This window comes from Pseudoxanthomonas sp. JBR18, from assembly GCF_028198165.1.
Classification (GTDB): domain Bacteria; phylum Pseudomonadota; class Gammaproteobacteria; order Xanthomonadales; family Xanthomonadaceae; genus Pseudoxanthomonas_A.
On the sequence record NZ_CP116339.1, the window covers coordinates 1,579,233 to 1,592,830 of the forward strand.

Sequence of the window (13,598 nt, forward strand, 5' to 3'; positions counted from 1 at the left end):
GGGGGGAAGCAACACCGCTCACCGTAAGACGCCTGCGTTTAACCTGACGTGCATGCAAGGTCTGACGCGCCCTTGCGTGCTAGCTTCGGATCCCACCATCTTTTGAAGGAAACGGGTCATGCGACGATCACTCGCGGCCTTCGCGCTGTGCGCGCTGATAGCTCCGACCAGCCTCCCGGCACAGACCCCCACCCCCGCTTCGGCCTCGCTGCAGGCGGCGGTGGACGGGCCCTGGCGCCCCGCCGATGAAACCGCTCGCGACCGCTACCGCCATCCGGCGCAGACGCTGGCCTTCTTCGGCATCAAGCCCAGCGACACCGTCGTGGAGATCACGCCCGGCAGCGGCTGGTATTCGGCGATCCTGGCCCCGTACCTGAAAGACGCCGGCCACTACGTGGCGGCGGTGGTCGACCCGGCGGCGGTGGCCGAGGGATCGCGGGCCTACCAGCAAAAATCCCGGGACAGCCTGCAGGCCCGCTTCGACGCGGCACCGGCGCAGTTCTCCGGCGCGCGGATCGTGGGCTACGCTCCGGCCACCCCGGTGTTCGGCCCGGCCGGCTCGGCCGACGTGGTGCTGACCTTCCGCAACGTGCACAACTGGCGCATGTCCGACAACGCCGAGGCGATGTTCAAGGCGTTCTTTGCCGTGCTCAAGCCCGGCGGCACGCTGGGCGTGGTCGAGCACCGGGCCAAGGACGACGTCGCCGACGATGACAAGAGCGGCTACGTCGGCCAGCAGCAGGTGATCGCCCTGGCGACGGGCGCCGGCTTCAAGCTGGCCGGCCAGAGCGAGGTCAACGCCAATCCACGCGACACCAAGGACTATCCGGGCGGCGTGTGGACCCTGCCGCCGACCAATCGCCACGCGCAGGCCGAGGACGCCAAGTTCCAGGCCATCGGCGAAAGCGACCGAATGACGCTGAAGTTCGTCAAACCCTGAGCGATGGCGCAGATCCAGTTCAGCACCGAAGAGAAGGCCGCCATCGTTCGGCGCATCCAGCTGTATTTCGACCAGGAGCTGCGTCAGGAGATCGGCCGCTTCGATGCCGAATTCCTGCTGGATTTCTTCACCGGTGAAATCGGCGGGTACTTCTACAACCGGGGTCTGTACGACGCCCAGGCCGCGGTGTCGTCGCGTCTGGACGACCTCAACGAGGCGATCGTGCAACTGGAGATGCCGACCGAGTTCCCGCGCTGACCCCAGGCCGGTCAGGGGCCGCCGCGGACCGGCGGCGCCTGGCTCGGTGACTCGGGTTGCCCCAGCGCCTGTTGCGGTGCGCTGGTGTGCTGGGCCGGCGCAAGCGACTGCAGCTGGCGCATGGATTCCTGGATCGGCGGAGCCGGCTGCGACAGGTCGATCTGCGCGCGGTAACCGGTCGTGGTGCCGACCACCCACAGGCGACCTTCGCGCTCGACCGCGCCGCCCAGCGCCCCCGACACGATGCCTTCGCGGCGCGCCTGCACGGTGGCCTGCATGACCCGCTCATCGGCCATCGTGGCGGGCAGCTGCGCACGCAGGGCCTGGTAGAGCGCGGCATCGGCATGGGCCATGCCAGCGGTGGGCGACGCCGGGACCGGCGCGGGGCGCAGGTCGCTGGACGTGGGCGCCGGCACCGGGACACCGACGCCGACCGCCTGGCGCTCGAAGCGAGCGCGCAGGGCCGCATCGACCGGCTCGGCGTTGTAGGCGTCGGGCACCTTGTCCACCTCGCGCTTGGGGACCAGCCGCTCCACGTAGCCTTCCGGTTGCAGCCGGTCGACCTTGCTGCCGATCCGGTAGATCAGCATGCCTTCCTCGGAGCGGTGGATGACATCGCGGCGCGGGTCGTCCATCACCGGGCGCTTGTCCAGGTAGGGCCGGTCGCTGAGCGCGTTGAGGTAGTCGATCATCAGATTGCCGCTGCGCGTGGACAGCCCGTCGCGGTGATAGCCCCCGCCAACATCCGAATGCGCACCCGGCACATAGACGCCCAGGAAGCGTCCATCGGCTGTCTGCCCCGGATCGATGATGTGCGTGGACTTGAACAGACCGCGCCGCTCATCCTCGGAGATCAGCTGGAAGCCGGAGATCACCGAAGGCGGCAGGCGTCGATCCTGATGCTTGACCGGATCGCCCGTGCCCACCGGGTCGAACAGCCCCACCGCCTGCGCCACCTGCCCCGGCGCGACCAGCGGCGGCTTGGTGTAGGTGACGCCCTTGATCTGGCCATCGCTGTCGCGCTCATAGCGCGCCCCGGACGGATCCTGGATGCCGCGCTCATCCACCAGACGCGAGAACCCCGCCGCCTGCTCGGCGCCGCGGCTGAAGCCGATGTCGGCGACACGGATCTGCGCGTTGGGATTTTCCAACTTCCACTGCGCGGCCTGCTCGATGAGCTGGCGATACATGTCTTCCGTGCGCGCGTGGTATGTGTAACCGCGTGCGCCGTCCAGGGTCCGTTCGAGGAAGTTGTCCTGGGTCCCGGGACCGGCGACATACCCGACGCCGATGGACTCCTGGCCCAAGCGCTGGGCCTTCATGAGTTGCGCCCTGATCAGCGCAACGTTGGTCGCATGTTCCGGATCGTGGATCGCGTCGTTGCCGGTGCCATCGAATGCTGCGACAAACAGCTTTTCGTCAGGGCTTTTACGATGCACCAGGATCGGCGCGGGGAAGTCAGCTAGGGCCCGCCCCGCGCTGGAAAAGCGCTCCATGTCCCCGGCATTGGCCGGACGAAAGGACACCCCGTCCTCCAGCAGTCCATCGTTTGCGCGCTTGTGGTCTTCCGCCATCTCCTTGGCCTCCCCGCGTCCTAGTAATTCTGGTGCCAGACCTCAACGAGGTCATTACGGAAGTGACTGCGCGGGTTCCCGGGGATCTGCTCCTGCTTCGTCGCCAGAAACGCGCGGGTAAACAGGGAAAGCGTGTGATCGTTCACTTCAAGCACGATATCCACACTACCGCCAAAGGACCCCTCCGCGTAATCGTCCCGGCTCACGTGGTGGCGAACCAGCTCATCGCCGAAGAGCGCGGCAATGTCCACCTGCGCCTGATGCTGGGTGCCATCCAAGGCGGTCCAACGGACCTGTGCCGGCGGCGGAAAGTTCTGGATGCCCAACACCGAGGCGCGCGGCCAACGCTCCCGATAATTCGTGCTTGGAGGCGCCGCGCTCGGCTGATCGACATCCATCGCCGTGACGTTCATGCCGTTGTAGAGGACCGAACAACGCTGGGTGTTGTAGCAGAACGCATCAAACGCGTGGCGCTTGAAGCGCAATGGCCATTGAGCGCTGGTGGATTGATTTGGCATGGTCTCGGCGTATGCGGGCATGGTGGCATGACATCCTGTGAGAGCCGCGGTCAGCGCGAGCGCGGCGGTCCGTAAGAACACACTGGAGGATCTCCGCGAGCACTGTTCATCACCTTGCCCGACCCTGCGTGCTCGCAGATGCATGGGCAGGGCAGCAGTGCTGTGAAGCGATGATGTCGAATCGATCGGAGCCATTGGAGATCCTTGGCGAAAGCGTGCGGCCGGTGTGACGACGTGCGTCGTTCCTGGACGCCAAGGAAAGCTAAAGCGTCGACGGCGAAGGGTCAATGGCAGACGCTGTGATGGAGGCCGCCACTTGATCACCGCATCATGTCTATCGAATCCGCGCGCCTCACCGCTGCCAGACATCGGCGCCCGCCACATCGGGACGGATCCCGCTGCTTCAGTACGTCCTGCTCCACGCCTTGATGAGGTCATCGCGGAAATAGCTGTTCGCGTTTCCCGGAATCTGTGGTTCCTTGGTCGGGATCAGCATCTTCATGTAGACCGAAACCGTTCGGTCGTTGACCTCGATGAAGATATTGGGTTCGCCGGCCGGACCTTCGAAGCTATGGTCGGGAATCTGCGCATCCGGCACGGAGTACAGCACGCGTTCGTTGGCAAAGATCTTGCTCAGATCAATGCTGTCTTCGTGCGTCTGCCCGTCGAGCGAAGTCCATTTCAGCTGCGCAGGCGCGGGGAAGTTCTTGACGTCCAGATACGAGGCTCCTCCCCAGGTTCGCTCCTTGTCATTGGCCGAAGGGGGTGGACCAGAGCGCTGGCCGGTCGAAGTGCGCGTGTGATTCGTGCCGTCGTAAACGACTTGGCAATCCAGGGTGTTGTAACAGTACGCGTCGAAGTTGTGTCGTTTGAAGCGCAGGGGCAGCGTATTGCTGGATGCAGACTTAGACGCGTAAGCGGTCCGCGCGTAGCTTTCCGACTGACAGGCAGCGATTATCAACAGACCGGCGATGAACACCCGCGATGCACACCATGCTGGCGGGCTGGCGCGCGCAGCGCTTCTTTTCGTCGATTGATACATGCAGGTCATCCCAATCCTTCGAAACATCCCTGGCGCCGAAGGGGCGCGAGGTGCGGGCTTCTCCGAGCCGGGAAGCAACGCTAGGAGCCTTCCACGTACAGGTCAAATCCACGCCCCTGGCCTTGACCGATAATGCGGCGCCCGTCCCACCGAGCCCGCAGCGCGTGCTGATTGCCTTCAACAAGCCCTTCAATGTCCTGTGCCAGTTCACCGACCGCAGCGATCCGCCACGGCGCACGCTGGCCGGGTTCGGCTTGCCAAAGGACGTGTACGCCGCCGGACGACTGGACTACGACAGTGAAGGCCTGTTGCTGCTCACCGATGACGGCGCGCTGGCCCACCGGCTCACCGATCCACGCCACAAGCAGCCCAAGACCTATCTGGTGCAGGTGGAGGGCGCGCCCAGCGAGCCGCAGCTGCAGGCCCTGCAGCAGGGTGTGCAGCTGAAGGACGGCCTGACCCGGCCGGCGCACGTGCGCCTGCTGGCCGAGCCCCCCACGCTATGGACGCGCGACCCGCCGGTGCGCATGCGCAAGACCGTGCCCGATGCCTGGCTGGAGCTGACCATCAACGAGGGACGCAACCGGCAAGTGCGACGCATGACCGCAGCCGTCGGCCTGCCCACGCTACGCCTGGTGCGCGCGTCCATGGGCGAAGTGGCACTCGGCAAACTCCAGCCCGGTGAGTGGCGCTTCGAGCAGTCCTAGCGGCTCTGCACAGCACAACGCCCCGCTTAGGCGGGGCGCCGGGATGGTCATGACACTGGCTCGACCACGTCGCCCCGCGGTGGCGAAGCGGCGTGGTCGAGGACTCAGTTGCGATGATCAGGCGTCGGTCGGGGCCTTCGGCGCCGCCCGCGTATAGCGGGTGGCCCGGGCTGCACGCACGCCCGCGTTGCCACGCGTGGTCGCCGGCTCAAGGCGGCGCGAGGTGCTCTCGATCGCCTGCGCCTGCTTCTGTTTGTAGCGCCGGAACACGGCATACCCAAGCAAACCAACGCCCACTGCCGCCACGGCGCTGACAGCCACCGGATTGCGCTTGACGAACGTGCCGGCGGCCTTGCTGCCTGTGCGCACCGCGCCGATGGCGGCGCTGTTGCGGATGAATTTCTGCGTCTTGGAGCGACGCGACGGGATCATGTCGCGCACGCTGCTGCCCGCACTGCGCAGACCGCCGCTTGCCTGGTGGACCAAGTCCAACGCGGTTTCCAGCGCGCGGTCGCTGATATTGGAAAGCTTGCTCATTGCCGGGCCCCGTGAGGATGGAAGAAGTTCAGTCTCGCCCCGGGTGTGTGGACAAGGCGTGTGCGGGCACGGGCACAGCCTTCCGCAAGCTGAACCGGCCCGTCAGGTGCCGCGTGGCTTGGCCCGGTGCGTGGCCGTTGCACTCCAGGGGTCATCGGGCCAGGGATGCTTGGGATAGCGCCCCTTCATTTCCTTGCGCACCTCGGCGTAGGTGTTGGCCCAGAAGCTGCGCAGGTCCTGGGTGACCTGCAGCGGCTTGCCGCCGGGCGAGAGCAGATGCAGGGTCAGCGCCACGCGACCGTCGGCGATCCGCGGGGTGTCGCCCAGGCCGAACAGCTCCTGCAGCTTGACCGCCAGCACCGGTGCGCGCGGGCTGCCGTCGTGCTCCACCCCATAGTCGATGCGGCGCTCCAGGCCGGACGGCACGATGATGCGCGTGGGTGCCAGTGCGTCGATGCGCTGGCGCAACGACCAGTCCAGCCCAGACCGGAGGGCTTCGCCCAGTTCGCTTTCGTCCAGGGCATCCAGTCGGGTCTTACCGGCGAACGCGGGCTTGAGCCAGTCATCCAGCGTGTCCAGCAAGGTCGCGTCGGACAGGTCGGGCAGGTCCAGCTCGGGCATCCACCGCCGCAGATTGCGCACCCGGGCGCGCCACTGCTGCAGGCCTTCGGTCCAGGGCAGCGCGTCGATGCCGAGCTCGCGCACCGCCGCGGTCAACGCGTCGGCGGCCTGCGCCGGGTCGACCCGACCGGCCGGTCGTGCATCCAGCACGATCGCATCGAAGCGCGACTCGCGCTGCGCCACCAGCGCCCGCCGCTCCGCATCCCAGCGCACGTGGTCGCCAATGGAGAACCGCGCGGGAAAGGCGTCGCGCAACGCCGTTTCGTCCACCGGCGCACCGCGCAGGATCAAGCCATCGCGCGCTTCGAAACGCAGTTCGCTGGCCACGATCCACGGCTCGCCGCGCAGCGTGCTGTCGTCGAACAGGCGCGCGGTGCGGCCGTTGCTCAGGGCATAGCGCAGCGGATCGTTGGCATGGCGGAAACCGATGCGATCGGGAAAAGCGTGGACGAGCAGGTCGCCCAGGACGTGCGCGTCCAGTTCGCGTGGCGCGACGGCATCCTCGCGCACCCGGCGACGCCATTGCCTGGCGGCGGCATCGATGGCCGCCAGGCCGCCGCGATGCGCATCGCCGGGCACGCGCCCGCCGCTGAATGCGGCCAGCGCACGCCAACGTGCGGCCAGGCCGTCGCCGGCTTGGCGCAGCGGATCGCGCGCCTCGATGAGTGCGGCCAGATCGCACGCTGCTGCACGCTGCGGACCGGCCGGTGCAGCCAGCAGCATGGCCGCCAGGCGCGGATGGGTGCCCAGGCGCAGCATCCTGCGGCCGGTCTCGGTGATGGTGCCGGCGTCGCTCAGCGCACCCAGCTTGCGCAGCAGGTCGCGCGCGGCGGCCAGGGCGCCAGCCGGCGGTGCATCGGGAAAGCGCAGGGCATCGCTGCCCCAGGCCGCCAGTTCCAGCGCCAGCGAGGCCAGTTCCACCTGGGCCAGTTCCGGACGGCGCTGCGGCTCCAGCCGCTGCGAGGCAGGCCACAGTCGCCAGGCGACGCCTTCGGCCACACGCCCGGCGCGGCCGGCACGCTGGTCGGCCGAGGCCTGGGCGATGTGGACCACATCCAGCCGCGAGAAGCCGCTGTTGGGGTCGAAGCGCGGCTCGCGCGCCAGGCCGCTGTCGATCACCACGCGCACGCCGGGGAGGGTGACGGAGGATTCGGCCACATTGGTGGCCAGTACCACGCGGCGGCGACCGTCCGCATCGGGCTGCAGGACTTCGGACTGGCGCTCGACCGGCAGCTCACCGTGCAGGGCCAGCACGCGCACCTCGCCCAGCGCGCTGCTGTGGCCCAGCGCGGCCTCAACGCGGCCGATCTCGCGCTGGCCGGGCAGGAACACCAGCAGGTCGCCGGGCTGCTCAGCCAACGCCTGTTCGACCGCGCGGCGTACCTGCGACTCCAGGGCTTCTTCGCGACGCGCGGGGAAGTGCGACACCGCCACGGGAAAGCTGCGGCCGGCGCTGGTCAGGCGCGGGGCGTCCAGCCATTGCGACAGGCGCTCGCCATCCAGCGTTGCCGACATCACCACGATGCGCAGGTCTTCGCGCAGGCCGGCCTGCACGTCCAGCGCCAGGGCCAGGCCGAGGTCACCGGCCAGATGGCGTTCGTGGAACTCATCGAACAGCAGCGCGCCAACGTCTTCCAGCAGTGGGTCGTCCTGCAGCATGCGGGTCAGGATGCCTTCGGTGACGACTTCGATCCGCGTGCGCGGCCCGACCTTGTTCTCGAAGCGGATGCGATAGCCGACGGTCTCACCGACCGCCTCGCCCAGCTGCTTGGCCATGAAGCCGGCGGCCGCGCGCGCGGCCACGCGGCGTGGTTCGAGCATCACGATCCTGCGATCCTCCCGCCACGGCGCGTCGAGCAGGGCCAGCGGTACCTGGGTGGTCTTGCCGGCGCCGGGCGGCGCTTCCAGCACCAGGCGCGGATGCGTGGCCAGCGACGCGGTGATCTGCGGCAGCAGCGGGGAAATGGGAAAGGACGGCGCGGACATTGCGCACAAGGATAAGGGGCGTGGCGCCGACGCCCTACAATTGGGCACCCCACGTCACGTTTCGCCCTGCATGCAGCTCATCGATATCGGCGCCAACCTCACTCACGATTCCTTCGACCGCGACCGCGACGCCGTGCTACAGCGCGCACGCGAGGCCGGCGTGGCCCAGCTGGTGGTCACCGGCGCCAGCCGCGAGCACTCGCCCAAGGCGCTGGAACTGGCACGCGCGCATCCGGGGTTCCTGTTCGCCACCGCCGGCGTGCATCCGCACCACGCGGTGGAATACACCGAGGAGTGCGATGCCGAAATGCGCGCCTTGCTCTCCCAGCCCGAAGTCGTCGCGGTGGGCGAATGCGGCCTGGATTACAACCGCGACTTCTCCCCGCGCCCGGCGCAGCGCAGGGCGTTCGAGCGCCAACTGCAGACCGCGGTGGACACCGGCAAGCCGCTGTTCCTGCACCAGCGCGATGCCCACCAAGACTTCATGGCGGTGATGAAGCAGTTCGACGGCCAGCTGCCGCCGGCCGTGGTGCATTGCTTCACCGGCACCCGCGAGGAGCTGTTCGACTATTTTGACCAGGACTGGCACATCGGCATCACCGGCTGGCTGTGCGACGAGCGCCGCGGCGCGCACCTGCGCGAGCTGGTGCCGCATATCCCGACGCACCGGCTGATGATCGAGACCGACGCGCCCTATCTGCTACCGCGTACGCTCAAGCCCCTGCCGAAGGATCGTCGCAACGAGCCGGCGTTCCTGGCCCACATCGCCGAGGAAGTGGCGCGTGATCGTGGTGAGGCACTGGCGGTCACGGCCACGCACACCATGGAGACGGCGCGGACGTTCTTCGGACTGCCGGCCGCCTAGCGCGGCACCGGCATCGGCTCACTCCACCTCGTCATCTTCGCGCTTGGCGTCTTCCATGGCTTCGGGCTCCAGCGCTTCGGCGGCGCAGTTGAGCTTGACGAACACGCCCCAGGCGATCAGCAACGCCGCGGCGGCGAGGCCAATGGCCCCTGCATAGGGCAACTTGCTGGGGTCCTCGTGGACCAGTTCGAAGGTCATGACCAGCGTTTCGATCGACAGCGCAATCACGACGACCACCATGAAACGCGACAGGTAGCGACGCACACGGGTCGGCCCGCTGACCTTGACGTCGCGCATCACCTCTTCTTCGAAGATGGTCTGGGCCAGCTCCATCGACACCAGCGCGATGGTCAGCAGGCCGATGCATTCCAGCACCAGATTGAAGCGCGCGCGGGTGTTTTCCACATCTTGCTGGAAGGCGTGCAGCAGCTCGGCGCCGGCCATCCACATCAGGCCCACGCCGCACAGCACGAACAGCGCGATCACGGCCACGTGGCCGATCAGAAACACCTTCTCGAACGCCTTCATTGCCGTGCTCCACGCCGATCTTGGCGTCGGAGCATCGGCAGTGCAGCGTCACCGCCGCGCGAAGACCTCAGCGGGCAGCCGCCGCCTGGAACACCTGCAGATGGATCCAGGCGGTTTCAAGGCGCGGCGTGCGCAAACCCGCATGCGCGGCGCGATGGACCATGTCGCCCACGATATGCGCCGCCTCCACGCGCTGGCCGCTCTGCAGGTCGCGCAGCATCGAGGCGCTCAGCGGGGAATCGGGCTGGGTCAGCAGTTCCAGCATCGCGGCCCGGGCGCTTTCCGGAATCGGCGAGCCAGACGCATCGGCCACCTCCAGGCACTCCCCGTATAGACCGGTCATGAAGTCGTGCCCGCCCTCGCTGGCCACGATCTGGCCGATGCTGCCGCGCATCAGGCACGTCGCCGCCGCCAGCGCGGTGAGGAAGCTGTACTTGGTCCATTGCGCCACCGCGATATCCGTGCGGTATTCGTAGTCCACGCCCGCCTGCTGGCAGGTGCGGGCCAGGGCCTGCAGCCGTGCATCGGCTGCGCCGTGCCGCTCGCCGAAGGTGAGCGAAGCGCGCTTGCCCAGGTGCAGCACTTCGCCGCGCTCGCCCTTCGTCGCACTGATGAAACACAGCCCACCCAGCACATGGTCCGCGCCGAAGCGCGCATCCAGCGCGGCGTAATGCAGCAGGCCATTGAGGATCGGCAGGACGGCGGTGTGCGGACCGACGGCCGGAGCGATGGCGTCGATCGCGCTGTCCAGGTCATAGGCCTTGCAGCTCAGCAGGACCAGGTCGAACGGCTGCTCGGCCGCCAGCGCAGGCAGCGCATCGGCGGTGACATGTGCCACCGGGAACTGTGCATCGCCCAGCGGGCTGCGGACCACCAGCCCATCGCGTTGCAGCTGGGCCGCCCGCGCCGGCCGCACCAGGAAGGTCACGTCCACACCGGCCTGGGCCAGTCGCCCACCGAAATACCCGCCGGTCCCACCGGCGCCAAGAACCAGAATGCGCATGCACGTGCCTTGCTGTAGGGGACTCCCATGGAATCACGCAACGGCGGCCAGGGCGACCTGCTGTGTTCAACACAGCGGGCCACCACACATCATGCTCAGCGCTTGACCAGTTCCACGCGCCGGTTCTGGGCCTTGCCCGTTTCGGTCGTGTTGTCGGCGACCGGATCGGCATCACCGAAGCCGGCCGCGCTCAAGCGCGAGGCGTCGATTCCCTGAGCCGTCACGGCGGCCACGACGGCCTTGGCCCGGCCTTCGGACAGGTGCGTGTTATGCGCCGGGTCACCGGTGTTGTCGGTATAGCCGTTCACCGCCAGCTGCAAGGCGGGGTCATCCTTGAGCAGCTGCACCACCTGGGCGATCTGCGGCTGCGAGTCGGGCAGGATGTCGGTCTTGTCGGTGGCGAAGTTGACGCGCAACGCGACCTTGCCGGCCTTGTCGATCTGCGCCTTCATCTCCGCCGCCGGCAAAAGACCTGCAGTGATCTGGAGCGGCTTGGTCTCGGCGATGACCAAGCCGGCGCCGAACTGATAGCTGGCCAGATTGATCCAGATGTCTCGGTCGGCACGATGGACCACGAAGACCTCGACCTGGTTGCCCAGCACGTTGCCCAGGCCATCGTTGAACCGCACGAGCGGCTCGCCGGGCCAGGACTGGAGCTTGTCCTTCGCTTCGTCGGGAATGTTTCCGTCGAAGATTTTCTGACCGCCCATCATGGTGACGGCACGCTCGATGTTGCGGATCAGCTCCAGGGGGGAAAACGTCTTGCCATCGACTGCACTGACGCCGCTCCACCAGATCTTTCCCTCGACGGGTTCAAGTCGATCGCCGGTCCACAGCGGCACTTGATCAAAGTCCGCCTGTTCGGTCTTGTTGGTCGGCTGATAGCCATCCGGCAGCCTGAGATAGGGAAATTCCCCCAGCGCCACGGTCGACACGGGCAGGCTGGCTGGATCGAAGGGCTTGGCGGCAGGCAGCGCGGTGTCCTTCGACGCGGCAGAGGCCGGCTCGGCCGGTGCACTGGCCGCGGGTGCGGCAACGTCCTGTGCTGGCGGGCGCTGCGGCTTGCACGCGGCCAGCGCCAACGCGCCGCCCAGCACCGCCATGGTCATGACCAGTTGCCTCATGTCGCACTCCTTTGCCTTTGGGGATGGCCGGCAAGTGTAGTGCGCTGCGGCGCGGCACTGACAGGCCGTGCGTCCAGGACGCGCGGCGCTGGGCGGATCTCAGCTACGCAAGCCCACGCCGCGCTTGAGCAGCCACAGGCCCAACGCGCCCAGCGCGACCACGAAGCCCAGCATCAGGGTGTAGGCCACCCACAGCGGCACGTCCGAGGTGCCTAGCAGGCCGTAGCGGAAGGCGTTGACCATGTAGAAGATCGGGTTGAGATGCGTGGCGGCCTCAGCCCAGCCCGGCAGCAGCTTGACCGAATAGAACACGCCGCCCAGGTAGGTCAGCGGGGTCAGGATGAAGGTCGGCACGATGGCGATGTCGTCGAACTTGCGCGCGTAGGCGGCGTTGACGAAACCGGCCAGCGAGAAGATGGTCGCGCCCAGCAGCACGGTGGTCAGCGTCACCAGCGGATGCGGCACGCGCACCGGGGTGAAGAACATCGCGATCACCAGCACGATGGCGCCAACCATCAGCCCGCGCAGCACCGCGCCGGCCACGTACCCCAGCAGGATCACCCAGTTGGGCATCGGGCTGACCAGCAGCTCCTCGACGTGGCGGCCGAACTTGGCCCCGAAGAAGCTGGAGGAAATGTTGCCGTAGCTGTTCTGGATGACGCTCATCATCACCAGGCCCGGCACGATGAACTGCATGTAGGTGAAGCCGCCCATGTCGCCCACGCGCGAGCCGATCAGCCCGCCGAAGATCAAGAAGTACAGGGTCATGGTGATTGCCGGCGGCACCAGGGTCTGGCCCCAGATGCGCAGGATGCGCGCCACTTCGCGGCGGGCGATGGTCCATAGCGCGGTCAGGTTGCGCTGGGTGTTGCTTGGGCTTGGCGCCAGCTGTTGGGAATTCATGCGGTGGCCTCCTGGGCGGTGGCGGGCGTGGCGGTCATGCGCACGAACAGCTCCTCCAGCCGGTTGGACTTGGTGCGCATCGAGCGCACGCGAATGCCGGCATCGGCCAGCGCAGCGAACACGCGGTTGAGATCCATCTGTCGCGGCATGTCCAGGTCCAGGGTGTGCGGATCGGCCGCGATCAGCACGGCGCCTTCGATCTGTGGCAGCTGCGCGGGCAGTTCGCCATCGATGTCCAGCAGGAAGCCTTCCACGTCCAGCTGCGCCAGCAGCGCGCGCATGGGGCCCTGCTGGACGATGCGGCCGTGGTTGATGATGGCCAGGTTGCGGCAGAGGCTTTCGGCCTCTTCCAGGTAGTGCGTGGTCAGGATGATCGTGGTGCCGGCGGCGTTGATGTCCTTGAGCGTCTTCCACATGCCGCGGCGGATCTCGATGTCCACCCCGGCGGTCGGCTCGTCCAGGATCAGCAGGCGCGGACGGGTCATCATGGCGCGGGCGATCATCAGCCGGCGCTTCATGCCGCCAGACAGGGTGCGGCTCATCAGGAAGGCCTTGTCCCACAGCTGCGCGCGCTTGAGCTCTTCCTCGGCCCGCGGACCGGCCTCCGCGCGGGGAATGCCGTAGAACCCGGCATAGTTGACCAGGATGTCGTAGGGCTTTTCGAACAGGTTGAAGTTGATTTCCTGCGGCACCAAGCCAATCAGCTGCATGGCCGCGCCGCGGTCGGCGTTGATGTCCACGCCGAACACCTTGGCCGAGCCGGAGGTCAGGTTCACCAGCGAGGAGACGATGCCAATGGTGGTGGACTTGCCCGCGCCGTTGGGACCGAGCAGAGCGAAGAAATCGCCGGGCTCGACATTGAGTGATACACCCTTGAGCGCCTCTACACCGTTGTCGTAGCGCTTGGTGAGATCGACGATGGACAGCGCCGGCACCGTGCCGGCGGCGGGGGAAACAGTCATGAAAGAGGCCTTTGCGCGGGCGCCGCGGCC

The 13,598-nt window shown here is 67.4% G+C and carries 14 protein-coding genes; 4 read left to right on the plus strand and 10 right to left on the minus strand.

Annotation, left to right across the window (positions count from 1 at the left end):
* The first annotated feature begins 118 nt into the window (after positions 1-118).
* Complete coding sequence (locus PJ250_RS07180; protein WP_271647899.1) at positions 119-940, plus strand: class I SAM-dependent methyltransferase; 822 nt, start codon at positions 119-121, stop codon at positions 938-940.
* Positions 941-943: 3 nt separating this feature from the next.
* Complete coding sequence (locus PJ250_RS07185; RefSeq protein ID WP_271647900.1) at positions 944-1,198, plus strand: DUF2164 domain-containing protein; 255 nt, start codon at positions 944-946, stop codon at positions 1,196-1,198.
* Between the two features lie 11 nt (positions 1,199-1,209).
* Here the strand turns inward: PJ250_RS07185 and PJ250_RS07190 are convergent, their stop codons facing one another.
* From PJ250_RS07190 to PJ250_RS07200, 3 genes are all read right to left on the minus strand, one after another.
* Complete coding sequence (locus PJ250_RS07190) at positions 1,210-2,772, minus strand: phospholipase effector Tle1 domain-containing protein (protein ID WP_271647901.1); 1,563 nt, start codon at positions 2,770-2,772, stop codon at positions 1,210-1,212.
* Between the two features lie 20 nt (positions 2,773-2,792).
* A complete protein-coding gene (locus tag PJ250_RS07195; protein WP_271647902.1) occupies positions 2,793-3,311 on the minus strand; it encodes a hypothetical protein in 519 nt (172 codons plus the stop codon).
* A gap of 382 nt (positions 3,312-3,693) precedes the next feature.
* Entirely contained in the window at positions 3,694-4,341 is a 648-nt protein-coding gene (locus PJ250_RS07200; protein WP_271647903.1) for a hypothetical protein, read from the minus strand.
* Between the two features lie 155 nt (positions 4,342-4,496).
* On the opposite strand from PJ250_RS07200, the gene PJ250_RS07205 reads away from it, so the two are divergent.
* Positions 4,497-5,039: a pseudouridine synthase gene (locus PJ250_RS07205; RefSeq protein ID WP_271647904.1), complete on the plus strand. Its 543-nt coding sequence runs from the start codon at positions 4,497-4,499 to the stop codon at positions 5,037-5,039.
* 117 nt (positions 5,040-5,156) lie between these two features.
* Here PJ250_RS07205 and PJ250_RS07210 read toward each other — a convergent pair whose 3' ends face one another.
* A complete protein-coding gene (locus PJ250_RS07210; protein WP_271647905.1) occupies positions 5,157-5,576 on the minus strand; it encodes a hypothetical protein in 420 nt (139 codons plus the stop codon).
* Positions 5,577-5,678: 102 nt separating this feature from the next.
* Positions 5,679-8,183 (minus strand): ATP-dependent helicase HrpB, encoded by a 2,505-nt coding sequence (gene hrpB / locus PJ250_RS07215; RefSeq protein ID WP_271647906.1) that lies wholly within the window; start codon positions 8,181-8,183, stop codon positions 5,679-5,681.
* Between the two features lie 70 nt (positions 8,184-8,253).
* On the opposite strand from hrpB, the gene PJ250_RS07220 reads away from it, so the two are divergent.
* Positions 8,254-9,048, plus strand: coding sequence for a TatD family hydrolase (locus tag PJ250_RS07220; protein ID WP_271647907.1), 795 nt, complete (start codon positions 8,254-8,256; stop codon positions 9,046-9,048).
* Between the two features lie 18 nt (positions 9,049-9,066).
* Here the strand turns inward: PJ250_RS07220 and PJ250_RS07225 are convergent, their stop codons facing one another.
* From PJ250_RS07225 to PJ250_RS07245, 5 genes are all read right to left on the minus strand, one after another.
* Positions 9,067-9,576: a hypothetical protein gene (locus PJ250_RS07225; protein WP_271647908.1), complete on the minus strand. Its 510-nt coding sequence runs from the start codon at positions 9,574-9,576 to the stop codon at positions 9,067-9,069.
* Between the two features lie 67 nt (positions 9,577-9,643).
* Positions 9,644-10,579 (minus strand): 2-dehydropantoate 2-reductase, encoded by a 936-nt coding sequence (gene panE, locus PJ250_RS07230; protein WP_271647909.1) that lies wholly within the window; start codon positions 10,577-10,579, stop codon positions 9,644-9,646.
* 95 nt (positions 10,580-10,674) lie between these two features.
* On the minus strand, positions 10,675-11,703 hold the full coding sequence (locus PJ250_RS07235; RefSeq protein WP_271647910.1) for an OmpA family protein: 1,029 nt from the start codon (positions 11,701-11,703) through the stop codon (positions 10,675-10,677).
* A gap of 99 nt (positions 11,704-11,802) precedes the next feature.
* Complete coding sequence (locus PJ250_RS07240; RefSeq protein ID WP_271647911.1) at positions 11,803-12,606, minus strand: ABC transporter permease; 804 nt, start codon at positions 12,604-12,606, stop codon at positions 11,803-11,805.
* Complete coding sequence (locus tag PJ250_RS07245) at positions 12,603-13,568, minus strand: ABC transporter ATP-binding protein (RefSeq protein ID WP_271647912.1); 966 nt, start codon at positions 13,566-13,568, stop codon at positions 12,603-12,605. Before PJ250_RS07245 ends, PJ250_RS07240 begins: the two co-directional genes overlap by 4 nt.
* Positions 13,569-13,598 lie beyond the last annotated feature (30 nt).

What these genes read in the sequence shown, in the direction of transcription:
- PJ250_RS07180 (WP_271647899.1), top strand. Translation starts at nt 119, where the DNA reads ATGCGACGATCACTCGCGGCCTTCGCGCTGTGCGCGCTGATAGCTCCG.
- PJ250_RS07185 (WP_271647900.1), top strand. Translation starts at nt 944, where the DNA reads ATGGCGCAGATCCAGTTCAGCACCGAAGAGAAGGCCGCCATCGTTCGG.
- PJ250_RS07190 (WP_271647901.1), bottom strand. Translation starts at nt 2,772, where the DNA reads ATGGCGGAAGACCACAAGCGCGCAAACGATGGACTGCTGGAGGACGGG.
- PJ250_RS07195 (WP_271647902.1), bottom strand. Translation starts at nt 3,311, where the DNA reads ATGCCCGCATACGCCGAGACCATGCCAAATCAATCCACCAGCGCTCAA.
- PJ250_RS07200 (WP_271647903.1), bottom strand. Translation starts at nt 4,341, where the DNA reads ATGACCTGCATGTATCAATCGACGAAAAGAAGCGCTGCGCGCGCCAGC.
- PJ250_RS07210 (WP_271647905.1), bottom strand. Translation starts at nt 5,576, where the DNA reads ATGAGCAAGCTTTCCAATATCAGCGACCGCGCGCTGGAAACCGCGTTG.
- hrpB (WP_271647906.1), bottom strand. Translation starts at nt 8,183, where the DNA reads ATGTCCGCGCCGTCCTTTCCCATTTCCCCGCTGCTGCCGCAGATCACC.
- PJ250_RS07220 (WP_271647907.1), top strand. Translation starts at nt 8,254, where the DNA reads ATGCAGCTCATCGATATCGGCGCCAACCTCACTCACGATTCCTTCGAC.
- PJ250_RS07225 (WP_271647908.1), bottom strand. Translation starts at nt 9,576, where the DNA reads ATGAAGGCGTTCGAGAAGGTGTTTCTGATCGGCCACGTGGCCGTGATC.
- panE (WP_271647909.1), bottom strand. Translation starts at nt 10,579, where the DNA reads ATGCGCATTCTGGTTCTTGGCGCCGGTGGGACCGGCGGGTATTTCGGT.
- PJ250_RS07235 (WP_271647910.1), bottom strand. Translation starts at nt 11,703, where the DNA reads ATGAGGCAACTGGTCATGACCATGGCGGTGCTGGGCGGCGCGTTGGCG.
- PJ250_RS07240 (WP_271647911.1), bottom strand. Translation starts at nt 12,606, where the DNA reads ATGAATTCCCAACAGCTGGCGCCAAGCCCAAGCAACACCCAGCGCAAC.
- PJ250_RS07245 (WP_271647912.1), bottom strand. Translation starts at nt 13,568, where the DNA reads ATGACTGTTTCCCCCGCCGCCGGCACGGTGCCGGCGCTGTCCATCGTC.